General features: G+C 73.0%; 20 protein-coding genes, 1 tRNA gene and 2 pseudogenes. 17 read left to right on the forward strand and 6 right to left on the reverse strand.

The window, feature by feature from the left end; all coding sequences use genetic code 11:
• The first annotated feature begins 74 nt into the window (after positions 1 to 74).
• The 15 genes and pseudogenes from ACFCZF_RS34530 to mnhG all read left to right on the forward strand — a co-directional run bounded on the left by ACFCZF_RS34530 (position 75) and on the right by mnhG (position 14,106).
• The gene (locus ACFCZF_RS34530) at positions 75 to 650 is read left to right on the forward strand and encodes a GAF domain-containing protein (protein ID WP_376674995.1); all 576 of its coding nucleotides are present in this window, start codon (positions 75 to 77) and stop codon (positions 648 to 650) included.
• Positions 651 to 834: 184 nt separating this feature from the next.
• Positions 835 to 1,863 (forward strand): L-threonine 3-dehydrogenase, encoded by a 1,029-nt coding sequence (gene tdh / locus ACFCZF_RS34535; RefSeq protein WP_376674996.1) that lies wholly within the window; start codon positions 835 to 837, stop codon positions 1,861 to 1,863.
• A gap of 65 nt (positions 1,864 to 1,928) precedes the next feature.
• Entirely contained in the window at positions 1,929 to 3,122 is a 1,194-nt protein-coding gene (locus tag ACFCZF_RS34540) for a glycine C-acetyltransferase (protein ID WP_376674997.1), read from the forward strand.
• Between the two features lie 59 nt (positions 3,123 to 3,181).
• Positions 3,182 to 4,084: a LysR family transcriptional regulator gene (locus ACFCZF_RS34545; protein ID WP_376674998.1), complete on the forward strand. Its 903-nt coding sequence runs from the start codon at positions 3,182 to 3,184 to the stop codon at positions 4,082 to 4,084.
• A 46-nt stretch (positions 4,085 to 4,130) separates the two neighbouring features.
• Entirely contained in the window at positions 4,131 to 4,718 is a 588-nt protein-coding gene (locus ACFCZF_RS34550) for a helix-turn-helix domain-containing protein (RefSeq protein ID WP_376674999.1), read from the forward strand.
• Complete coding sequence (locus ACFCZF_RS34555; protein WP_376675000.1) at positions 4,715 to 5,260, forward strand: GNAT family N-acetyltransferase; 546 nt, start codon at positions 4,715 to 4,717, stop codon at positions 5,258 to 5,260. The genes ACFCZF_RS34550 and ACFCZF_RS34555 overlap by 4 nt, the downstream gene beginning before the upstream one ends.
• A gap of 30 nt (positions 5,261 to 5,290) precedes the next feature.
• Entirely contained in the window at positions 5,291 to 5,650 is a 360-nt protein-coding gene (locus ACFCZF_RS34560) for an MmcQ/YjbR family DNA-binding protein (RefSeq protein WP_375921942.1), read from the forward strand.
• A gap of 183 nt (positions 5,651 to 5,833) precedes the next feature.
• Positions 5,834 to 7,162 carry an MFS transporter gene (locus tag ACFCZF_RS34565; protein ID WP_376675001.1) on the forward strand — a complete coding sequence of 443 codons (1,329 nt, stop codon included), beginning with the start codon at positions 5,834 to 5,836 and terminating at the stop codon, positions 7,160 to 7,162.
• Positions 7,163 to 7,290: 128 nt separating this feature from the next.
• Positions 7,291 to 7,364: transfer RNA gene (locus ACFCZF_RS34570), tRNA-Pro, on the forward strand.
• A 116-nt stretch (positions 7,365 to 7,480) separates the two neighbouring features.
• Positions 7,481 to 10,400, forward strand: a pseudogene (locus ACFCZF_RS34575) (Na+/H+ antiporter subunit A).
• Positions 10,397 to 11,158, forward strand: coding sequence for a Na(+)/H(+) antiporter subunit C (locus ACFCZF_RS34580; RefSeq protein WP_376675002.1), 762 nt, complete (start codon positions 10,397 to 10,399; stop codon positions 11,156 to 11,158). The pseudogene ACFCZF_RS34575 and the gene ACFCZF_RS34580 overlap by 4 nt, the downstream one beginning before the upstream one ends.
• Positions 11,155 to 12,834 (forward strand): Na+/H+ antiporter subunit D, encoded by a 1,680-nt coding sequence (locus tag ACFCZF_RS34585; RefSeq protein WP_376675003.1) that lies wholly within the window; start codon positions 11,155 to 11,157, stop codon positions 12,832 to 12,834. Before ACFCZF_RS34580 ends, ACFCZF_RS34585 begins: the two co-directional genes overlap by 4 nt.
• The gene (locus ACFCZF_RS34590) at positions 12,831 to 13,430 is read left to right on the forward strand and encodes a Na+/H+ antiporter subunit E (RefSeq protein ID WP_375920134.1); all 600 of its coding nucleotides are present in this window, start codon (positions 12,831 to 12,833) and stop codon (positions 13,428 to 13,430) included. The genes ACFCZF_RS34585 and ACFCZF_RS34590 overlap by 4 nt, the downstream gene beginning before the upstream one ends.
• Before the next feature lie 47 nt (positions 13,431 to 13,477).
• Positions 13,478 to 13,744, forward strand: coding sequence for a monovalent cation/H+ antiporter complex subunit F (locus tag ACFCZF_RS34595; protein ID WP_375920224.1), 267 nt, complete (start codon positions 13,478 to 13,480; stop codon positions 13,742 to 13,744).
• Complete coding sequence (mnhG, locus tag ACFCZF_RS34600) at positions 13,741 to 14,106, forward strand: monovalent cation/H(+) antiporter subunit G (protein WP_376675004.1); 366 nt, start codon at positions 13,741 to 13,743, stop codon at positions 14,104 to 14,106. The genes ACFCZF_RS34595 and mnhG overlap by 4 nt, the downstream gene beginning before the upstream one ends.
• A 28-nt stretch (positions 14,107 to 14,134) precedes the next feature.
• Here the strand turns inward: mnhG and ACFCZF_RS34605 are convergent, their stop codons facing one another.
• From ACFCZF_RS34605 to ACFCZF_RS34630, 6 genes are all read right to left on the reverse strand, one after another.
• Entirely contained in the window at positions 14,135 to 14,662 is a 528-nt protein-coding gene (locus ACFCZF_RS34605; RefSeq protein WP_375920227.1) for an NUDIX hydrolase family protein, read from the reverse strand.
• A 268-nt stretch (positions 14,663 to 14,930) separates the two neighbouring features.
• Entirely contained in the window at positions 14,931 to 15,824 is an 894-nt protein-coding gene (locus tag ACFCZF_RS34610) for a hypothetical protein (RefSeq protein ID WP_376675005.1), read from the reverse strand.
• 157 nt (positions 15,825 to 15,981) lie between these two features.
• Positions 15,982 to 16,632 (reverse strand): endonuclease, encoded by a 651-nt coding sequence (locus ACFCZF_RS34615; RefSeq protein ID WP_376675006.1) that lies wholly within the window; start codon positions 16,630 to 16,632, stop codon positions 15,982 to 15,984.
• Positions 16,633 to 16,634: 2 nt separating this feature from the next.
• The gene (locus ACFCZF_RS34620; RefSeq protein ID WP_121745745.1) at positions 16,635 to 16,967 is read right to left on the reverse strand and encodes a DUF3140 domain-containing protein; all 333 of its coding nucleotides are present in this window, start codon (positions 16,965 to 16,967) and stop codon (positions 16,635 to 16,637) included.
• Positions 16,913 to 17,269: a WhiB family transcriptional regulator gene (locus tag ACFCZF_RS34625; RefSeq protein ID WP_376675007.1), complete on the reverse strand. Its 357-nt coding sequence runs from the start codon at positions 17,267 to 17,269 to the stop codon at positions 16,913 to 16,915. Before ACFCZF_RS34625 ends, ACFCZF_RS34620 begins: the two co-directional genes overlap by 55 nt.
• Positions 17,270 to 17,321: 52 nt before the next feature.
• Complete coding sequence (locus ACFCZF_RS34630; RefSeq protein WP_375920230.1) at positions 17,322 to 18,131, reverse strand: alpha/beta hydrolase; 810 nt, start codon at positions 18,129 to 18,131, stop codon at positions 17,322 to 17,324.
• 170 nt (positions 18,132 to 18,301) lie between these two features.
• Between ACFCZF_RS34630 and ACFCZF_RS34635 the strand changes: the two genes are divergently transcribed.
• Entirely contained in the window at positions 18,302 to 19,489 is a 1,188-nt protein-coding gene (locus tag ACFCZF_RS34635; protein ID WP_376675008.1) for a thiolase family protein, read from the forward strand.
• A gap of 122 nt (positions 19,490 to 19,611) precedes the next feature.
• Positions 19,612 to 21,123: pseudogene (locus ACFCZF_RS34640) on the forward strand (long-chain fatty acid--CoA ligase).
• Positions 21,124 to 21,165: the final 42 nt, after the last annotated feature.

Below are 21,165 nucleotides of genomic sequence, written 5' to 3' on the forward strand. Positions count from 1 at the left end.
TGACCCCAGGTGATTCCCGTACCCACCGCCACGGAGCCGCACATGACGCACGCCCACAGCGACGGAGCCCGCCCATGAGCTATGACCCGCCGCGCCCGGCCGGACGACTGCTGCTCACCCCCGAGGACCGGGAGGCCCCCGCCCGGGTGCGGCGGCTGCGCAGGCTCGGTCTGGCGGAACGCCCGGATCCGGCCCTCGACGCCTACGCGGCCCATCTCGCCGGGCTCGCCGAGGCGCCGTACGCGATGGTCAACTTCCTGGTCGAGGGCGGGCAGTTCTTCGCGGGCCTGCGGGTGCCCGAGATCGCGCCGGTGACGCGGGGGGACGGCACCAGTCCCGAGTTCGCCCGGGTCCAGCCGCGCGACCACGGCTTCTGCCCCCACGTGGTGGTCCGGCGCAAGGCCCTGGTCCTGGAGGACGTGCGCGACTATCCGCGCTTCGCGGGCAACCCGGTCGTCGACGAGTTCGGCATCCGCTCCTACCTGGGGGCCCCGCTCATCGACAGCACGGGGACGGTGCTGGGCGCGGTGTCCGCCGCCGACGTGAGGCCCCGGACCTGGGGGAAGGCGGGCCTGGCGACGATCAAGTCGACGGCGGCCGATCTCGTACGGCGCATCGAACGCAGCGCGGAGGACGGCCTCCCGCTGTGAGCCGACGGGCACCGCGGCGACCGGGTGTGAGGGCGTGAAGGAAAGCTGCGACCGGGCTTAAGAAAGGCTCGATGGACCCGGGACGGTGTCGTACGGCAGATTGCTGTGCGATTCCCCTCCCCTTCCCGGACGCGGGCTGCCTCGGCATGCCCGGCACCGGGACTCACCGTCAGGAGCCGTAGCGTTGAAGGCGCTGGTCAAGGAGAAGGCGGAGCCCGGCCTCCGGCTCACGGACGTCCCCGATCCCGTCATCGGACCCGGTGACGTGCTCATCAAGGTGCTGCGCACCGGCATCTGCGGCACCGACCTGCACATCCGGGCCTGGGACGGCTGGGCGCAGCAGGCCATCCGCACCCCGCTCGTCGTCGGGCACGAGTTCGTCGGCGAGGTCGTCGACACCGGGCGGGACGTCACCGACATCAAGGCCGGTGACCGGGTCAGCGGCGAAGGACACCTGGTCTGCGGCAAGTGCCGCAACTGCCTGGCCGGCCGCCGCCACCTGTGCCGCGCCACCGTCGGGCTCGGCATCGGCCGGGACGGGGCGTTCGCCGAGTACGTCGCCCTGCCCGCCACCAACGTCTGGGTGCACCGCGTCCCCGTCGACCTCGACGTCGCCGCGATCTTCGACCCGTTCGGCAACGCCGTGCACACCGCCCTGTCCTTCCCGCTGGTCGGCGAGGACGTCCTCATCACCGGCGCCGGGCCGATCGGCCTGATGGCGGCCGCCGTCGCCCGGCACGCCGGGGCCCGCAACGTCGTGATCACCGACGTGAGCCAGGAACGCCTGGACCTCGCGCTCAAGGTCGGCGTGAGCCTCGCCCTCGACGTGTCGAAGTCGACCATCGCCGACGGACAGCGCGAACTCGGCCTGCGCGAGGGCTTCGACATCGGCCTGGAGATGTCCGGCCGCCCCGAGGCCATGCGCGACATGATCGCCAACATGACGCACGGCGGCCGGATCGCGATGCTCGGCCTGCCGTCCGAGGAGTTCCCGGTCGACTGGGCCCGGATCGTCACCTCGATGATCACCGTCAAGGGCATCTACGGCCGCGAGATGTTCGAGACCTGGTACGCCATGTCGGTGCTGCTCGAAGGCGGCCTCGACCTCGCCCCCGTCATCACCGGCCGCTACAGCCACCGCGACCACGAGGCGGCGTTCGAGGACGCGGCCGGCGGCAAGGGCGGCAAGGTCATCCTCGACTGGACCGCGTAAGTCACCTGCCTCTTCCAGCGTCTTCTCCAGCGCCTCTGCCAACGCCTCTTCCAGGAGCTTTTGACATGTTCGACTCCGTGCGCGACGACCTGCGCGCCACCCTCGACGAGATCCGCGCCGCCGGGCTGCACAAGCCCGAGCGTGTGATCGGCACCCCGCAGTCCGCGACCGTGAACGTCACCGCGGGCGGCCGCCCCGGCGAGGTCCTCAACTTCTGCGCCAACAACTACCTCGGCCTCGCCGACCACCCCGAGGTCGTCGCCGCCGCCCACGAGGCGCTGGACCGCTGGGGCTACGGCATGGCCTCCGTGCGCTTCATCTGCGGCACCCAGGAGGTGCACAAGGAACTGGAGGCCCGGCTCTCCGCGTTCCTCGGCCAGGAGGACACGATCCTCTACTCCTCCTGCTTCGACGCCAACGGCGGCGTCTTCGAGACCCTCCTCGGCCCCGAGGACGCGGTGATCTCCGACGCCCTCAACCACGCCTCGATCATCGACGGCATCCGCCTGTCCAAGGCCAGGCGCCTGCGCTACGCCAACCGCGACATGGCCGACCTGGAGACGCAGCTCAAGGCCGCCGGCGACGCGCGCCGCAAGCTGATCGTCACCGACGGCGTCTTCTCCATGGACGGCTACGTCGCCCCGCTCCGCGAGATCTGCGACCTGGCCGACCGCCACGACGCCATGGTCATGGTCGACGACTCGCACGCCGTCGGCTTCGTCGGCCCCGGCGGGCGCGGTACCCCCGAGCTGCACGGCGTCATGGACCGCGTCGACATCATCACCGGCACCCTCGGCAAGGCCCTCGGCGGCGCCTCCGGCGGCTACGTCGCCGCCCGCGCCGAGATCGTCGCCCTGCTGCGCCAGCGCTCCCGGCCGTACCTCTTCTCCAACACGCTCGCCCCGGTGATCGCCGCCGCTTCCCTCAAGGTGCTCGACCTGCTGGAGTCGGCCGACGACCTCCGCGTCCGGCTCGCCGAGAACACCGCCCTGTTCCGCCACCGGATGACCGAGGAGGGCTTCGACATCCTCCCCGGCGACCACGCCATCGCGCCGGTGATGATCGGCGACGCGTCGAAGGCGGGCCGCATGGCCGAGCTGCTGCTGGAGCGTGGGGTGTACGTGATCGGCTTCTCCTACCCGGTCGTGCCGCAGGGCCAGGCCCGCATCCGGGTGCAGCTGTCCGCCGCCCACTCGACGGAGGACGTGAACCGCGCGGTGGACGCCTTCGTGGCGGCGCGCAAGGAGCTGGACGCCTGACGCGGGCGTGACCTGCGGCCACGGGCGCGGCAGGTGCGGTGGGTGAGAGAATCGATCCCGTGATCGAAGCGCGGCGGCTGCACATCCTCCGAGCGGTGGCGGACCACCGCACCGTGACGGCGGCTGCCGCCGCGCTGTACCTCACCCCGTCGGCGGTCTCCCAGCAGCTGGCCGCCCTGGAGCAGGAGACCGGCCACCGCCTGGTCGAGCGCGGCGCCAAGGGCGTACGGCTGACCCCGGCCGGCGAGATCCTGCTCAGCCACACCAACGCCGTCCTCGCCCAGCTGGAGCGGGCCGAGGCGGAACTCGCCGCGTACAGCTCGGGCGACGCGGGCACGGTCACGGTCGCCTCCTTCGCGACCGGTATCGCCCTGGTCGTCGCGCCCGCGCTGGCCCGCCTCGCCGAGTCGGCGCCCGGCATCCGCATCCGCGTCCAGGACGCCGAGGGCGACGCCAGCCTGCCGATGGTCCTCGACCGGCAGGTCGACGTGGCCGTCGCCGTCGAGTACCGGGGGGCGCCGCCCGCCGACGATCCGCGGCTGACCCACGTCCCCCTGTACGCCGAGCCCTTCGACGCGGTCGTCCCTCTCGGCCACCGCCTCGCCGACGCCGACGAGGTGCCGCTCGGGGAGCTGGCCAAGGACTCGTGGATCGGCCCCTACCCGGGCAACCCCTGCCATGACGTGGTGGTCCTGGCCTGCGAGCACGCCGGTTTCCAGCCCCGCATGGAGCACTCCTCGGACGACTTCCGCGCGGTCGTGTCGCTCGCCGCGGCCGATGTCGGCGTGGCACTCGTCCCGCGCTCGGCCCTGCACGGCACGGACCTCACGGGAGTGGTCGTCCGCCCGGTCGACGGGGTCGCGCCCACCCGCCGCGTCTTCGCGGCCGTGCGCCGGGGCGCCGAGGAGCACCCGCTGATCCGCCCGGTCCTGGACGCGCTCGACGAGGCGGCCCGGGTGTGAGGTCTCAGTAACACGGCCGTCTCATATCCGGGATAACGTCCCGAATATGAGAGACGCGGATGAGGAGTCCAAGGCTCCCGACCTCGTGGACGCCCGGCTCGCCGCCCGACTGGCCGAGCTGCGCGCCGAACACAACTGGTCGCTGGGGGAGTTGGCGGAACGCACCGGAGTGAGCCGGTCCACGCTGTCCCGCGCCGAACGGGCGGAGATCAGCCCCACCGCCGCCCTGCTGAACCGCCTGTGCGCCGTCTACGGACGGACCATGTCCCGGCTGCTCAGCGAGGTCGAGGCGGAACCCGCGCTGCTGGTACGGGCCGCCGAGCAGCCGCTGTGGGAGGACCGGTCCGCCGGGTTCGCACGCCGCTCCGTGTCCCCGCCGCACGCCGGCCTGCGCGGCGAACTCGTCGAGGGACGGCTCGCCGCCGGCGCCGACCTCGCCTACGACCGGCCGCCCGTGCCCGGCCTGGAACAGCACATCTGGGTCCTGGAAGGGGCCCTGGAGGTGACGGCCCAGGACGTCGAGCACCACCTCGGCACCGGGGACTGCCTGCGGATGCGGGTGTGGGGGCCGACGAGGTTCCGGTGCGCCGGCCCCGAGGACGCGCGCTATGTGCTGGCGGTGGTGCTGCCGTGATCGTGAGCCGCGTGGACGAGCACCGACTGACCGCCCTGCTGGAGGAGTTGGCGGACCTGCTGACCGACACCGTCGAGGGCGGCGCGTCCGTCGGCTTCCTCGCGCCGCTCGACCGGGCGGACGCCCTCGCCTGGTGGCGGGGCCGGGCCGCCGCGGTGGCCGCCGGTCGGCTCGCCGTCTGGGTCGCGCACGAGGGGGACCGTGTGCTCGGAACGGTGAGCCTCGCCCTGCCCGACAAGCCCAACAGCCGCCACCGCGCCGAGGTGGCCAAGCTGATGGTCTCCCGTACGGCGCGAGGCCGGGGGCTCGGCCGCCGGCTACTGACCGCAGCGGAGGAGGCGGCCGCGGGGGCCGGCATCACCCTGCTCCACCTGGACACCGAGACCGGCAGCCCCGCCGAGCACCTCTACCGCTCCCGCGGGTGGACCCGCGCCGGAACGATCCCCGACTATGCGGCGGACCCGGGCGGGGAACTGCGGCCGACGACGCTCTACTTCAAGCAGGTCGGTTCGCAGGTGGGCGCCCCGGCCGACGCCGGGTGAATGTCAGTGGCGGCGGCTACCGTGCCTGACATGCCGGACGCAGAAGACGTACGCCGTATCGCCCTGTCCCTGCCGGATACGACGGAGAAGATCGCCTGGAGCATGCCCACGTTCCGGGTCGCGGGGAAGATGTTCGCCACGCTGCCCGAGGACGAGACCTCCATCGCGGTGCGCTGCCCCAAGGAGGAGCGCGACGAACTCGTGCTGGCCGAGCCGGGGAAGTTCTGGATCGCTGGCCACGAGGCGCAGTTCGCCTGGGTACGGGCCCGCCTCGCCGCCCTGGAGGGCGAGGACGAGCTGCGCGACATCCTCGCCGACTCCTGGCGCCAGGCGGCCCCGACCCGGCTGCTGGAGTCCCACCCCCGGCTGGGGCTGCCGGCCGGGGGCTGAAAACCCCTCGGGCGTTGTCAGTGCCCCGTGGCATGATCCGGTGACATGCGTGGCAGCCGGGGCCGAAGGGGGCTCCGGCTGTCGGACGTACGACGCGCGCGGGGTCAGGGGCCGGGCGGGGACCAGCAGGGGCCGCACGGGGCGGGCGACCGGCGGGGCCGGCCGTGGAGGGGAGAGTGCGGGATGGCCGGGACGTCGTCGCAGCCCACGCACGAGGGGGCGGCCGGGGCGGGCGCGGCGCGAGCTGTCTGGTCGCGGGACTTCGCGCTGTTCTTCGTGGCCCGGGCCATCGCCCGGCTGGGCGACACCATGCTGCCCGTCGCGCTCGCCGCCGGTCTGCTCCAGCACGGGTACGGGGCGGGCGCGGTCGGTCTCGCCATGGCCGCGACGGCCGCCGCGTTCGCCGGCCTGGTCGTCTTCGGCGGGGTCCTCGCCGACCGCTTCAGCACCCGCAAACTGATGATCGGCGCCGACCTGGTGCGGCTCGGCACCCAGGCGCTGGCCGCCGTCCTGTTCTTCTCCGGCCACGTCGTGCTGTGGCAGATCTGCGCGATCGGGTTCGTCAACGGCGTCGCGGGCGCCGTCTTCCAGCCCGGCGTCGCCAGCACCGTGCCCCGGCTCGCCTCCGACATCCAGGGCGCGAACGGCGCGATACGCGTCGCCGAGTCCGCCGCCCAGCTCGCGGGGCCCGCGGTGGCCGGTCTCCTGGTCGGCTTCGCCTCACCGGGCGGGGTCTTCGCGGCCCATGCGACCACGTACGGAGTCAGCGCTCTGTGCCTGCTGCTGCTCCGGCTGCCTCCGCTCGCGCCGGGCAGCCGAGTGGTGGTGGGCGGCGGGACGAAGGCCTTCCGCGCCGACCTGGTCGAGGGGTGGCGGGAGTTCCGCTCCAGGCAGTGGCTGTGGGGCGTCATCGCCGTCTGGTGCGTCTACATGATCGCCGTGTGGGGCCCGACCGTCCCGCTGGTGGCGACCGAGGTGGTGCAGGAGCACGGCCCACGCGCGTACGGCCTGGTCAACTCCGCCCTGGGCGCGGGCACCGTCGTCGGCGGGCTCCTCGCGCTGCGGCTGCGGCCCCGCCGCATGCTCCGCGCCGGCGCGATCGCCCTCGTCGGCTTCGCCGCCTTCCCGGCGAGCGTCGGAGCCGGGCTCGGCGTGCCCGCCATGGCGACCGGAGCCGCCGTCGCCGGGGCGGGGATGTCCTTCTGGGGCGTCATGTGGGCGACCAGTGTGCAGACCCAGGTCCCGCCGGACGTCCTCAACCGCATCCACGCCTACGACGTGGCGGGCTCGCTGGCCATGATGCCCGTCGGCCAGGCCCTCGCGGGACCCGCCGCCTCGGTCATCGGCGCCGACCATGTGCTGCTCGTCGCCGGCGCGACGAGCTTCGCCGTCTGCGCCGCCCTGCTGCTGATACCGGCGGTGCGCGGACTGGTGCGGGTCGACGCGGCCGCGGCCGGCTCCGACCGCACGGCGGCGGCCACACCCGAGCCGTCCCGCGCGGAGAAGCGCTGACGGCGGGCCGTGCGGAGGCGTGTCGCCCGGCGGGCCGTGCCCCGGAAAGCGATGCGCGACCACCGGCCCGAGTGCGGTATGGTTTTCCTGCGCGTTCGGCCGGGGGAAACCCCAGGTCAGGCGGGCAACGGGACGTGGCGCAGCTTGGTAGCGCACTTGACTGGGGGTCAAGGGGTCGCAGGTTCAAATCCTGTCGTCCCGACTGGAGACAGTCGTTGATCGAGGGGCGGTTTCGGAGAGATCCGAAACCGCCCCTCGATTGTCTGCCCTGCGGCGTGGCTGGGCGCCCAGGCGAGATGCCCGATATATCACTGTCGGGTGTCCGCGCTCATCCTCTGCCACTTCGCGCTCGCGCTGTTCGCCGCGCCGCTGGTGAGGTGGTGCGGGACCCGCGCCTTCATCGTGCTGGCGCTGCCGCCCGCCGCGACGGCCGTCTGGGCGGCCACCCGGTGGAGCACGACGGCCGCGGGCGGCGCCGACACCACCGAGTGGGCCTGGCTGCCCGCCTACCGCGTGGACTGGGCGCTGCGGCTGGACGCCCTCGCCGAACTCATGGTGCTGCTCGCCGCGGGAGTGGGCGCCCTCGTCCTGGTCTACTGCGCCTCCTACTTCGACGACCGGTCGCGGCAACTGGGCAGGTTCGCCGGGAACCTCCTCGCCTTCGCCGGGGCGATGCTCGGCTTGGTCCTCGCCGACGACCTGATCCTGCTCTACATCTTCTGGGAACTGACGACCGTCTTCTCCTACCTGCTGATCGGCCAGACCAGCGACCACAAGCGGAACCGGCGCAGCGCCCTGCAGGCCCTGACGGTCACCACGCTCGGCGGACTGACCATGCTCGTCGGTTTCCTGATCCTGGGTCACGAGGCGGGCACCTACCGGATCTCGGCGATCCTCGCCGACCCGCCGTCCGCGTCGGCGGCGCTGTCCACCGCGATCGTGCTGATCCTCGTCGGCGCCCTCTCCAAGTCCGCGATCTGGCCGTTCAGCCTGTGGCTGCCCAACGCCATGGCCGCCCCCACCCCGGTCAGCGCCTATCTGCACGCCGCCGCGATGGTCAAGGCCGGCGTCTACCTCATCGCCCGGCTCGCTCCCGCGTTCGCGGAGGTCACGCCCTGGCGGCCGCTCCTGCTCGTCCTGGGCTCCGCGACGATGCTGTTGGGCGCCTGGCGGGCGCTGCGCCTGAACGACCTCAAACTCGTCCTCGCGTACGGAACCGTCAGCCAGCTCGGCTTCCTCACCGTCCTCGCCGGCGCGGGCCGGCACGACACCGGTCTCGCCGCCACCGCCATGATCCTCGGCCACGCCCTGTTCAAGGCCCCGCTCTTCCTGGTCACCGGGGTCATCGACCACGCCACCGGCACCCGCGACCTGCGAAGACTCTCCGGGCTCGGGCGCCGGCTGCCCGCCGTGTGCACCGTCGCCGTGGTCGCCGGACTGTCCATGGCCGCCGTACCGCCGCTGCTCGGCTTCACCGCCAAGGAGGCCGCCTTCCAGTCCCTCCTGGACGGGGGCACCGCCGACCGCTGGGCGCTCGCCGCGACGGTCGTCGGCTCGGCCCTGACCACCGCCTACACGCTGCGCTACCTGTGGGGTGCCTTCGCCCGCAAGCCCGGCCTCCAGGACACCGACGCGCACGCCGTCCCGCCGGCCTTCCTCGCGCCGCCCGCCGTGCCTGGCCCTGGCCTGCCTCGCCCTCGGACCCGGCGTGTCCTGGCTCCAGGGGCTCCTCGGTACGTACGCCGGGCAGTTCCCCGTACCCGTCCACCCGTACCACCTGGCGCTGTGGCACGGGGCGGGCCTGGCCCTCGGCCTGTCCTGTGCGGCCTGGGCGGGCGGTGTCCTGCTGTTCCTCGCCGCAGGCCCCGTCCAGCGTGTCGGGCAGGCCCTGGCCTGGCGCTCCGCCGACCGGAACTTCGGACGGCTGCTGCTCGCGCTGGAACGCGCCGCCTTGCAGTGCACCGGCTTCGTGCAGCGCGGCTCGCTGTCGGTGTACCTCGTGACGACCATGAGCGTGGTCCTCGCCGGACAGATCGCCGTACTCGTCGCCGACGAACCCTGGACCGGAGTGCCCGCGCCGCGCCTGTGGGACACCCCGGCGCAGGCCGGTGTCGCGGCGCTGACCTGTGCCGCCGCCGCGCTGTGCCTGGTTGTGCGGCGCCGGATGAAGGCCGTCGTGCTCGCCGGGCTCACCGGATACGGCACCGCGCTGCTCTTCGTCGTGCAGGGCGCGCCCGACCTCGCGCTGACCCAGTTCTGCGTGGAGACCGTCTCGATGATCGTCTTCGTGCTCGTGCTGCGCCGGATGCCGGTGCACTTCGAGGAGAACTACAGCCGGTGGCGGCGCGCACTGCGGATGCCGGTGGCGCTCGCGGGCGGCGCCGCCGTCGGCCTCGTCGTCTGGATCATGGCGGGGCACCGCCGGGCCGACAGCGCCGGGGCGGCGATGGTCGAGGAGACCGCCCACCACGGTCTGAAGGACGTCGTCGCGACGATCCTCGTCGACCTGCGGGCCTGGGACACGATGGGGGAGTCCGCGGTGCTCGCCGCCGCCGCGATCGGTGTCACCAGCCTCATCTACCTGCACCGCCGCACCGACAGCGCCGAGCAGCCCGTACTGCCGCTGCCCGGGGACCACCCGCACGCCGGCCTGCGCACTGCCTGGCGGGCGACCTCGTACGAATCGGCGGGCCTGCCCAGCGGCGACGAGGGCGCACCGGAGCGGACCTGGCTCGCGGCCAGCTCCACCCTCGCCCCCGAGCGCCGCTCCGTGGTCCTGGAAGTGGTCGCGAGTCTCATCTTCCACCCCATCCTCGTCCTCTCCGTCTACCTGCTGATGTGCGCGGAGAACCTGCCGGGCGGCGGCTTCGTCGCGGGCCTGACCGCCGGCGTGGCCTTCATCGCCCGCTATCTCGCGGGCGGGCGGCACGAACTCGCCGACGCCGTGCCCTTCAAGGCGGGCCTGTTCACCGGGCTCGGCCTGTTCCTGTCCACCGGGGTCGCACTGGGCGGCCTGGCCGAGGGCACCGTGCTGCACGGCTGGACCTGGCACGGCCACCTGCCCGTGTGGGGGGACGCCCACCTGTCCACCGCCGTCCTCTTCGACTGTGGCGTCTACCTCCTCGTCCTCGGCGTGGTCCTCGACATCGTGCGGGCCCTCGGCGCCCGGATCGACCGGCAGATCGAACGGGCGGCCGCCGGCCGACACACCCCGCGCGGCGAGGCGGGCCCCGCATGACCGTGAGCCTGTCCCTCCTGGTGGCCGCCGCCGTCCTCAGCGCCGTCGGCGCCAGCCTGCTGCTGACCCGGTCCCTGACCCGGATCCTGCTCGGCGCGGTCGTCCTCGGCAACGGCGTCAACCTGCTGGTCCTCGCCTCGACGGGCAGCGCGGGCGACGCGCCGCTGCTCTACCCGCACGTCATCCGCAACCGGGTCACCGACCCGCTGCCCCAGGCCATCGCCCTCACCGCGATCGTCATCACCCTCGCCACCACGGCGTTTCTGCTCGCCATGGCCTACCGCAGCCACCAGGTCACCGGCTCCGACGAGATCAGCGACGACACCGAGGACCGGCTGGTCGCCCTGCGCGCCGAGTTCCTCGACCGGCGCGGCGAACTGCGGGACCGCTACCGCGAGGCGCGCGCCGAGCACGGCACCGACCCCGAACTCGGCGCCCGCTACCGCGCCGCCCGCAAACGGCTGCGCCGACGGGTCCGCGAGGAACGCGCCTACCAGGCCCGCGCCAACGACGTCTCCGGGAACCTGTGGAACGACATCCTCGGCGCCGACCCGGAGGACTACCGCGAGGGCCGGGAGCTGGGCACCACCGACCCGTCGGGCCGGCCGGGACCGGCACCGGCCCGCGTCGCCGGGCCCTCCAACGACCCCGAGGAGACCGGCCGCGAGCCCGACTCGCACCCCGGCGAGGACTCCGGCCACCCGCCGCCCGACCAGCCCGACGACCCCGAGGGCGCCGGCACGGAAGGAACCAAGTGAACGCGCTCGTGCCGCTCCCCGTCCTGCTGCCCCTGTGCGTGACGGGCCTGAAACTGGCCATCGGCCCCCGGCTCCAGCGGTTCCAGCGCTTCATCACCCTCGCCGTGCTCGGCGCGGTCCTCGTGCTCTCCGTCATCCTCATGGTGGCCGCCGACCGCCACGGTCCGCTCAGCGTGCACCTCGGCGACTTCGCGCCGCCGGTCGGCATCACCCTCGTCGCCGACCGGCTCGCGGGCCTGATGCTCACCGTGTCCAGCGCCGTCACCCTGCTCGTCAACCTGTACTCGCTGGGCCAGGGCATGGCCGACCGCGACGACCAGACGCCGGTCGGCGTCTTCCACCCCGCCTACCTCATCCTCGTGGCAGGCGTCTCCTGCACCTTCCTGGCCGGAGACCTCGTCAACCTCTACGTCGGCTTCGAGATCATGCTCGTCGCGAGCTTCGTCCTGCTCACCATCGGCGGCACCGCGACCCGCGTCCGGGCGGGGTCGACGTACGTGATCATCTCGCTGTTCTCCTCGGTGCTCTTCCTCGTCGCCATCGCCATGACGTACTCGGTCGCGGGGACCGTCAACTTCGCCCAGCTCGCGGGGCGGTTGCAGGAAGTCCCGCTCGGGGTGCGCACCCTGCTGGAGGCGATGCTGCTGACGGTCTTCGCGATCAAGGCGGCGGTGTTCCCGCTCGCGGCCTGGCTGCCCGACTCCTACCCGACGGCGCCCGCACCGGTCACCGCGGTCTTCGCCGGCCTGCTGACCAAGGTCGGCGTGTACTCGATGCTGCGCACCCAGACCCTGCTCTTCCCCGGCCACCGCCTCGGCGACCTGCTGATGCTCGCCGCGCTCGCCTCCATGGTCATCGGCATCCTCGGCGCGGTCGCCCAGACCGACCTGAAGCGGGTGCTCTCCTTCACTCTCATCAGCCACATCGGCTACATGGTCTTCGGTATCGCGCTCGCCGGGCGCGGTTCGATCGCCGGGGCGATCGTGTACGTGGCCCACCACATCACCGTGCAGACCACCCTCTTCCTCGTCGCCGGGCTCATCGAGCGGCGCGACGGCACCACGGAACTCACCCGCCTCGGTGGCCTGGCGAAGACCGCGCCGCTGGTCGCCGTGCTGTTCTTCGTTCCCGCCATGAACCTCGCGGGCATCCCGCCGCTCTCCGGGTTCATCGGCAAGCTCGGCCTGATGCGGGCGGGCGTCGACAACGGGGGCGGCTGGGCCTGGGCGCTGGTCGCCGGGTCCGCCGCCACCAGCCTGCTCACCCTCTATGTCATGGCGAAGGTCTGGAACCTCGCGTTCTGGCGGGACGCTCCGCCCGGGGCCGAGGGCGAGGGCAGGGTGCTGGAGTCGGCCGAGGACGAGCCGGGCGACGACGCGAATGACGAAGACGGGGCGGGCGGGGCGGACGGGGAGCACGGGGCGGACGGGGCGGAGACCGGCGCCGGGCGCGGCCTGCCGGTGCCGGCGGGTGCCGTGGTCCCGGCCGGTTTTCTGGGCCAGACCATCACCACCACCAGGCGGCTGCCCTGGCCGATGCTGGTCGCGACCGGCGCCGCGGTCGCCCTCGGCCTGCTCTACACCGTGCTCGGCGGCCCCCTCACCACCTTCACCGAGGCCGCCGCCACCGAACTCCTCGCCCGTACCCCCTACATCGAGGCGGTGCTCGGCCGATGAGCAACCTCTTCCGCGACCGTTCCCCCTACAGCTGGTCCTTCCGCCTCGGTAGCGGCAGACGCGTGCTCGACCTGCCGCTCATCGCCTGGCTCACGGTCATCTGGATCATGCTGTGGGGCACCCTGTCCTGGGCCAACCTCGTCAACGGCGTCATCGTCGCGGTGTGCCTCTGCCTCGCCTTCCCACTGCCCGCCGTCGACCTCGGCCTGCGGCTGCGTCCGCTGGGCATCCTGCGGCTCACGGTCTACCTGCTGTACGACATGTTCTCCTCGAGTGTCGAGGTCACCCGGCAGATCTTCGCCAAGGGCCCGTACCCGGCCGCGGTCGTCGCCGTCCCGCTGCGGGTGCGCAGCGACCTCATGCTCACGGCCACCGCCGTCGCCGTCTCCAACGTCCCCGGCGGCTCCGTGATCGAGGTGCGCCGGTCGACGGCCACCCTGTTCCTGCACGTCCTCGACGCCGACGACCCCGGCGAGATCGAGAGCGCCCAGCGGTCGGTGTGGCGCATGGAGGGACTCGTGGCCCGCGCCTTCGGCACCGCCGAGGACATCGCCCTCGCCGCCCAGCCCGTACCGGAAGGAGACCCCGCGCCGTGACCACCCTGCGTGCCGTCGAAGAGGCCGTGCTGGTCGCCTCGGCCGTGATGATCCTCGTCGCGGGCGCCCTGCTGCTGTACCGCATCTGGTACGGGCCCTCGATGCTGGACCGCGCGGTCGCCCTGGACGTGGCGGCGGCGCTCATCATCGCCGGCCTCGGCGTCAAGGCCGCCCACGACGGCGACTCCTTCTACTTCCCGGTGATGCTGGTGCTCGCCTTCCTCGGCTTCACGGGCTCGGTGGGCATCGCCCGGTTCATCGCCGTACGCGACCGGCCCTCGGTGCGCGCGGACGGCAGGGAGGACCACCGGTGAACGCCTGGGCCGAGGCCGCCGACCTGATCGGGGCGGTCCTCCTGTTCCTCGGCTGCCTGCAGTGCCTGCTCGGCGTGATCGGGATGCTCCGCTTCCCCGACGTGCTCTCCCGCAGCCACGCCGCCACCAAGCCGCAGACCCTCGGGATGCTCCTCGTCCTCGTCGGCGTGGCGCTGCGGCTGCGCCACGGCATCGACCTGGGCACCCTCGCGCTCATCGTCTTCTTCCAGTTCCTCACCGGCCCGGTCGCCTCCCACCTGGTGGCCCGCTCCGCCTACCGCACCGGCCAGACGGGGTCCCGGGGTCTACTCCGGGACGACCTGGACCCGCAGTTGAGCAACGGGGAGCGGCCCGGGGAGTAGCCCGTGCGGACGGCCGGCCACCGAGGGCTCAGACCACGCAGCCCACATGCGCCAGCGCCTGCTTCAGCAGCACCCCGTGCCCGCCCGGCATCTCGCTCTGCACCGCCGGTGACAGAGCCTCCCGCGGGCTGAACCAGACCAGGTCCAGCGCGTCCTGCCGCGGCCGGCAGTCGCCGGTCACCGGCACGACGTAGGCGAGGGAGACAGCGTGCTGCCGGGGATCGTGGTACGGCGTGACGCCGTGCGTGGGGAAGTACTCGGCCACCGTGAACGGCTGGAGCGAGGACGGCACCCGAGGCAGCGCCACCGGGCCGAGGTCCTTCTCCAGGTGACGCAGCAGGGCGTCCCGGACCCGCTCGTGATGCAGCACCCGGCCGGAGACCAGCGTCCGGCTGACCGTCCCGTCGGGACCGATGCGCAGGAGCAGGCCGACGCTGGTGACTTCTCCGCTGTCGTCGACGCGCACGGGCACGGCCTCGACGTAGAGGATCGGCATGCGGGCGCGCGCCATCTCGAGTTCGTCGGTCGACAGCCAGCCCGGCGTGGTTTCGGTCATGTCAGACATCGCTTGATCATACTTTCAGCCGTTCCTGCTTCCCGGGCGGCGCTCCGGGACTGTGACCGGTCCCACGCCGCTCAACCGCCGTCCACCAGGCCGCCGGGCGGCGTGGAGCGAGCCCCGCCGGCAGTCGGCGCACACCCTCATTGTGCCGTCCGGTGATCACGGTGTCCGGTTTTCGCCCGAGGTGCGTACACGGCGGTGCCCCACGCCGCGTCGGGTGACGCGCCACGGGGCGTGGTGCCGGGGCCGTCCGGCGAGGCCGTCAGTCCAGGTTGGTGGGCTGCGGCGAAGGGGTTCCGCCGTCCAGGACGGTCTTCAGGCGCTCGGTGCCCTGCCGCACCGCCTGCTCCACGGAGGCGGCCTCGTCGCCGTCCAGGCCGCCGCCGGTGACGGTGAGGGCGGAGGTGCCGACGCGTACGGCGACGACGTCCAGCGTGAGCGTGGCCGGGTTGTCGGCGGCGGTTCCCTGCACGGTCACGTGCAGGCCCTCGCGCGCGTCGCCGACCTCGGGCACCGAGGCCTCGGTGACCTGGACCGTGCGCTTCTCGCCCGCCTCGTCGGTCGCGGTGAACTGATCGCACTTCTGCGGCAGGGAGTCCATCCACTTCAGGCTGTCGTCCAGTCCGGCGCGGTCGTAGGCGGCGACCTGCTCCAGCAGGCGGGAGTCGCCCTGCTCGAAGCCGGTGAGCGCCGACGGCCCCGACGGCTCGCCCAGCAGATTGTCGCGGTAGAGGCCGTCGAGGAGTCTCTGGCAGTCCGCCGCGTCGGTCTTGGCGGTGAGGAAGTCGGAGACGTCGACCTCGCCGACGAGCAGCCGGTCGCGCCACTTGTCCGCGTCCTGGACCTGGTTCCACTCGCCCTCCAGGTCGGCCTCGGTGAGCAGGGCGGCCTTCGCGCCGGACTCGGTGAGGGTGGAGGGGGAGGCACTGGGTGAGCCGGTCGGGGAGTTCGTGGGTGAGCCGGTCGGGGAGTCCGTGGGGGAGCCGCTCGGGGTCTGCTTCGCCGCGTTCTGCTCGGCGGCGCGGGCCTGTGCGGCGGTGTCCGAGGCCGCCCGCGACCCGCCTCCGTCGTCCGAGCAGGCCGCCGTGGTCAGCAGCGCGCCCGCAGCCAGGGCGGAGGCCATGAGACGGACGGGGTGGGACGGACGACGGCTCATCGCGGATGCCTCCTGGGACGTGACACGGTGTCCTCAGCGCACCACCGCACCCGCGGACGCACCAGCGCACGGGGTTGTTCGGGTGACCGGCAGCCGTGACCGACAGCCGTGAGGCAGCCGTGACCGACAGCCGTGAGGCAGCGGGAGCCGGGAAGGCTCACCCGGCGCGGTCGAGCGTGTCCCGCGCGACCTCCTTGTCGACCGACGCGCGCACCAGCGCCGCCGCGAGGACGGCCGGTTCCGTCTTTCCGGCGAGGTCGAGGAGCCGGTCGGGATCGCCCGGCAGGCCGAGGTGTTCCGCGCCCTGGAGGGCCTTGCGGTCCAGGTAGGGCGCGGCTTCCGGCCAGACGCGCTGGGCCTCGCGCAGGAAGATGTCCGCGCCGGTCGGTCCCACCCCGGGGAACTCCTGGAGCAGCCGCCGCACTTCGGGCACCTCGCCGTCCGCCTCCTTCCGGAGCCGGCGCAGGTCCCCGCCCCATCGCTCGGTCAGCAGTTCGGCGGCGTCGCCGAGCTGGGTGGCGGTGCGCTCGTCGTAGCGCCGGTAGCCGCCCCGGCCGAGCGCGTCCACCCGCTCCTGCCACTCGGCGCCGGCCATGCGGCGCGGGTCGCGCAGCCCCGCCTCGTGCAGGGCACGGGCGGTGGCCACGGCGATCGAAGCGCTGATGCGGGCGCTGAGCAGATGGGCGAGGACGAGCAGCCGGTACAGCGGCTGTGGAGTGTCCCTCAGCCGGATGCCCGCCTCCTCGGCGTACGTCTGCCCGTGCGCGTCGACGAGTTCCCGTACGACCCGCCGTTGGTCACGGCTCACGGCTACGGTTTCAGCGGGTCGTGACCGACCGTCATGAGCCGGTGCCTGAGCCGGGTGTCCTCGGACCGGGGCTCGTTCTCCAGGTCGGTCTGCGAGGTCACGGTGTCCACGACCTTGCGCATCGCCCGGAGGTCGTCCTCCGTCAGGTCCGTGCGCCGCTTCTGCAGGATCGCGAGGACGTGCTGCCCCAGTGGTGAGCCGGCGTCGTCCGGCAGCGGCTCGGTCAGCTCGCCGGAGTCGCGCACCCGGAGCCAGTCCGAGAGTTCCGCGGAGGTCATGTTCACCACGCGGTGGAAGTCCTCCCACAGCGCGTCGAGTTCGAGGGCGTCGGCCATGAGTTGCCCCTCATTTCGTCGTGCGTATGTGCGTAGTCGTACGCATGTGCGTACTGCGCGGTCGTACGGAGCAGAGCGACGTGCTCCTCCTCGCCGGTGCCTCCCCACACGCCCGACGTCTGCCCCAGCTCCAGGGCGAACGCCAGGCACTGGGTGCTCACCGGGCACCGGGCGCAGACGCCCTTGGCGGCCTCGGTGTCCCGCAGAGCCGGTCCGGCCGTGCCCACCGGGAAGAACAGTTCGGGGTCCTCATCCACGCAGGCGGCGCGGCGCGACCACTCCATGGGGGCGCGGGTGCCCATGGGGCTCCAGGGCAAACGCCGCCGCTCGTGCTCCGGGGCGAACGCCCGGCACTCAGCGGGCGAGTACGCCGTCCAGGAAGTGCGTGACGTCGGTGAACACCTCCGCCCGGTTCGTCTCGTTGAAGATCTCGTGCCGGGCGCCCGGGTAGACGCGCTCGGTCAGGTCGCCGCCGCTGAGCCGCTCGACGCCTACGCGGCTGCCGGGCAGCGGTACCAGCCGGTCGTCGTCGCCGTGGGCCCACAGCAGCGGGAGCCGACCGACGTCGCCGCCCTTGGCCACGGTGTCCAGGGTCCGTACGAACGCCTGAGCCGTCGGCCGCTTCATGGGGCCGTGCCACACCAGCGGGTCCGCCGCGTACGCCGCGCCGACCGCCGGGTCCCGGGAGAGCGAGGACGGGCTGATCGGGGTGTCGGGGATCTCCGCCAGGGCGAGCAGCGTGCGCGGCAGCTCCCAGTCGCCGATGACCGGCCCGGACAGTACCAGTGCGGTCAGCTCGCCGGGGTGGCGCTGGGCGTAGCGGGAGGCGATCAGGCCGCCCATGGAGTGCCCGATCATGACGACCGGCAGGTCGGGGTGGGCGGTCCGGGCCCGCTCGGCCACGGTGTGCACGTCGGTGACCACGTCCTCGAAGTCCTCGATCAGCACCCGTTCGCCGTCCGACCGCCCGTGCCCGGTGTGGTCGGCGCCGTACACGGCCGCACCGTGCTCCGTCAGGACGCCGGCCACCTCGTCGTAGCGGCCGATGTGCTCGCCGTATCCGTGCACCAGCAGCGCCACGTACGTGGGCCGCTCGGCGGGCCACTCGCGGGCGGTGAGCCGTCCCCGCGTTCCGGTCAGTACGTGCTCGCGGGCCTCGGTCATCTCTCCTCCAGCTGCGTCGGTGAAGGTCACCGGAGGATCTTCCCAGGGAGCAGTCCGGCGGTCTATAGTCCAAAACTAGCAGTGCTAATTAAGTGTTCGTTTCGAGTTAAGTGTTCGTTTCGAGTGTTCGTTCGCCGCCCGGCGACCGAGTGACGGTCAGGAGTCCCCTCGTGCGTCCCGTCCACTTCGCGGCCGCCCGCCGCACCCCGATCGGCAAGCTCCGCGGCGCCCTGTCCAGCGTGCGGCCCGACGACCTCGCCGCCGCCGTGATCCGGGGCCTGGTCGCCGACGTGCCCGCGCTCGACCCCGCCCGCGTCGACGACGTCTACTGGGGCGCCGCCAACCAGGCCGGCGAGGACAACCGAAACGTCGCCCGCATGGCCGCCCTGCTCGCGGGCCTGCCCGAGTCCGTGCCCGGCGCCACGGTGAACCGGCTGTGCGCCTCCGGCCTGGAGGCCGTCACCACCGCCGCCCGCACCATCGCGGCCGGCGAGGCCGACATCGTGCTCGCCGGCGGCTCGGAGTCCATGAGCCGCGCCCCCTTCGTGCTGCCCCGCCCCGACGAGGCCCTGCCGCACCGCATCGAGACCGCCGACACCCGGATCGGCTGGCGCCTGGTCAACCCGGCGATGAAGGACCTGCACGGTCTGCTGGCCATGGGCGAGACCGCGGAGGAGGTCGCCGAGCGGTACGGCATCCCGCGCGAACGCCAGGACGAGTTCGCCCTGCGCAGCCACCGCCTCGCCGCCGAGGCCCGGAGATGCGGCCACTTCGACGACGAACTGCTCCCCTTCGAACGCCCCGACGGCGTGGTCGTCGACGCCGACGAGTGCGTCCGCGAGGACACCTCCGTCGAGAAGCTGGGCCGTCTCAAGCCGGTCTTCCGCGCCGGCGGCACCGTCACGGCGGGCAACGCCTCCCCGATGAACGACGGCGCCGCCGGCCTCCTCCTGGTCAGCGAGGAGGCCCTGAACGACCTGGGCCTCGAGTCCCTCGGCCGCTACGTCGCGGGCGGCTCGGCCGGCGTCCACCCGGACGTCATGGGCATCGGCCCGGTCCCCGCCACCCGCAAGGTCCTCGCCCGCGCCGGCTGGAGCGTCGACGACCTCGCGGCGGCCGAGTTCAACGAGGCCTTCGCCGCCCAGGCCCTCGCCTGCGTGGACCAGCTCGGCATCGACCCCGACCTCGTGAACCCCAGCGGCGGCGCCATCGCGCTGGGCCACCCGCTCGGCTGCTCCGGCGCCCGCATCCTGACCACCCTGCTCCACCGCATGCGCCGCACGGGAGCGGCCCGCGGGCTCGCCACGATGTGCGTGGGCGTGGGGCAGGGCAGCGCGGTGTTGGTCGAGCGGCACTAGGGGGTGTCGTTCGGACCGGGTCGGCCCCGCGACCCCGGCAAGTTCCGAACGGTACCCCCGACTCGCCCGCACGCCACCCCACCCCCTCTGCAGAGCCGCAGCAAGGAACGGAGCAACACCCCATGGCAACCCTCTCCGTCGCCGCCATCCTCGCCGAGAACGCCCGGCGCCGTCCCGACAAGGAGGCGCTGGTCGAGGGCGACCTGCGGCTGACCTTCGCCGAGGTGTAGCAGCGGGCCCGGGCCCAGGCCGGCGCCCTCACCGGCCTGGGGGTCCGCCCGGGGGACCGGGTCGCGCTGATGGCGCCGAACACCGCCGACTTCCCGCAGGCGTACTACGCCATCGCCGCGACCGGTGGCGTCGTCGTCCCGGTCCACCTGCTGCTGTCACCGACGGAGGTCGAGCACGTCCTGCGGGACAGTGGCGCCACGCTGCTGCTGTGCCACCCGGCACAGGCGGAGACCGGAGCGGCCGCCGCGCGGGAGGCGGGCGTACGGGTCATCACCCTCGGCGACGAGCTCGACAAGCTCGCGGCCGACGCCGAGCCACTGCCGACCTACGTCACCCGCGACGCCGACGACCCGGCCGTCGTCTTCTACACCAGCGGCACCACCGGCGTCCCCAAGGGCGCCGTGCTCAGCCACTTCAACCTGGTGATGAACGCGACCGTCAACGCCTTCGACGCCAACGACATCCGACCCGACGACGTCGCACTCGGCGCGCTGCCGCTCTTCCACGCCTTCGGCCAGACCGTCTCCCTGAACTCCACCTGGCGTGCCGGAGCCACCCTCGTCCTGCTGCCGCGCTTCGACGCGGAGCGCGCGATCGAGCTGATGGTGAGGGAGGGCGTCAACACCTTCCACGGGGTGCCGACCATGTTCGTCGCGCTCGCCGCCGCGGCGGCCGGGGCAGAGGCTCTGCCCGCCCTGCGGGTGTGCATCTCCGGCGGTGCCTCGCTGCCGGTGGCCGTCCTGGAGCGGTTCGAGGCGGCTTTCGGTGCGAAGGTCTTCGAGGGGTACGGGCTGTCGGAGACCTCCCCGGCGGCGGCCGTGAACCAGCCGGTGTTCGGCGCCAAGCCCGGCACCATCGGCCACCCCCTGTGGGGCGTGGACGTGGAGATCGCCCGCGCGGAGGCCGAGGGCACCGTCGAGCTGCTGCCGCCCGGTGAGCTGGGCGAAGTCGTCGTACGCGGCCACAACGTCTTCTCCGGCTACCTGGGCCGCCCGGAGGCCACCGCCGAGGCGCTCGTCGACGGCTGGTTCCGCACCGGGGACCTCGGCACCAAGGACGACGAGGGGTACCTCCGGATCGTCGACCGCAAGAAGGACATCATCATCCGGGGCGGTTACAACGTCTACCCGCGCGAGGTCGAGGAGGTGCTGATGCGCCACCCCGGCATCGCGCAGGTGGCCGTCATCGGCCTCCCGGACGAACTGCACGGCGAGGAGGTGTGCGCCGTCGTCGTCCCGGCCCCCGACACGACGCCGGACGCCGCCGAGGTCACCGAGTGGTCCAGGCAGTACCTCGGCAAGTACAAGTACCCACGCCGCGTGGAGTTCGCGGACGCGCTGCCGCTCGGACCCAGCATGAAGGTGCTGAAGCGGGAACTCCGGGTGCTTTACGCGGACCGCTAAGGATCATCTGGCGAGACGGTGCTTACGGGCCACGGATAGATG

The organism is Streptomyces sp. NPDC056296 (assembly GCF_042268605.1).
GTDB lineage: Bacteria > Actinomycetota > Actinomycetes > Streptomycetales > Streptomycetaceae > Streptomyces.

Excerpts from the sequence above, each read along its gene's own strand:
- ACFCZF_RS34530 (WP_376674995.1), top strand. The coding sequence starts at position 75 with ATGAGCTATGACCCGCCGCGCCCGGCCGGACGACTGCTGCTCACCCCC.
- ACFCZF_RS34540 (WP_376674997.1), top strand. The coding sequence starts at position 1,929 with ATGTTCGACTCCGTGCGCGACGACCTGCGCGCCACCCTCGACGAGATC.
- ACFCZF_RS34550 (WP_376674999.1), top strand. The coding sequence starts at position 4,131 with ATGAGAGACGCGGATGAGGAGTCCAAGGCTCCCGACCTCGTGGACGCC.
- ACFCZF_RS34560 (WP_375921942.1), top strand. The coding sequence starts at position 5,291 with ATGCCGGACGCAGAAGACGTACGCCGTATCGCCCTGTCCCTGCCGGAT.
- ACFCZF_RS34565 (WP_376675001.1), top strand. The coding sequence starts at position 5,834 with ATGGCCGGGACGTCGTCGCAGCCCACGCACGAGGGGGCGGCCGGGGCG.
- ACFCZF_RS34580 (WP_376675002.1), top strand. The coding sequence starts at position 10,397 with ATGACCGTGAGCCTGTCCCTCCTGGTGGCCGCCGCCGTCCTCAGCGCC.
- ACFCZF_RS34590 (WP_375920134.1), top strand. The coding sequence starts at position 12,831 with ATGAGCAACCTCTTCCGCGACCGTTCCCCCTACAGCTGGTCCTTCCGC.
- ACFCZF_RS34595 (WP_375920224.1), top strand. The coding sequence starts at position 13,478 with ATGATCCTCGTCGCGGGCGCCCTGCTGCTGTACCGCATCTGGTACGGG.
- ACFCZF_RS34605 (WP_375920227.1), bottom strand. The coding sequence starts at position 14,662 with ATGACCGAAACCACGCCGGGCTGGCTGTCGACCGACGAACTCGAGATG.
- ACFCZF_RS34610 (WP_376675005.1), bottom strand. The coding sequence starts at position 15,824 with ATGAGCCGTCGTCCGTCCCACCCCGTCCGTCTCATGGCCTCCGCCCTG.
- ACFCZF_RS34620 (WP_121745745.1), bottom strand. The coding sequence starts at position 16,967 with ATGGCCGACGCCCTCGAACTCGACGCGCTGTGGGAGGACTTCCACCGC.
- ACFCZF_RS34625 (WP_376675007.1), bottom strand. The coding sequence starts at position 17,269 with ATGGGCACCCGCGCCCCCATGGAGTGGTCGCGCCGCGCCGCCTGCGTG.
- ACFCZF_RS34630 (WP_375920230.1), bottom strand. The coding sequence starts at position 18,131 with ATGACCGAGGCCCGCGAGCACGTACTGACCGGAACGCGGGGACGGCTC.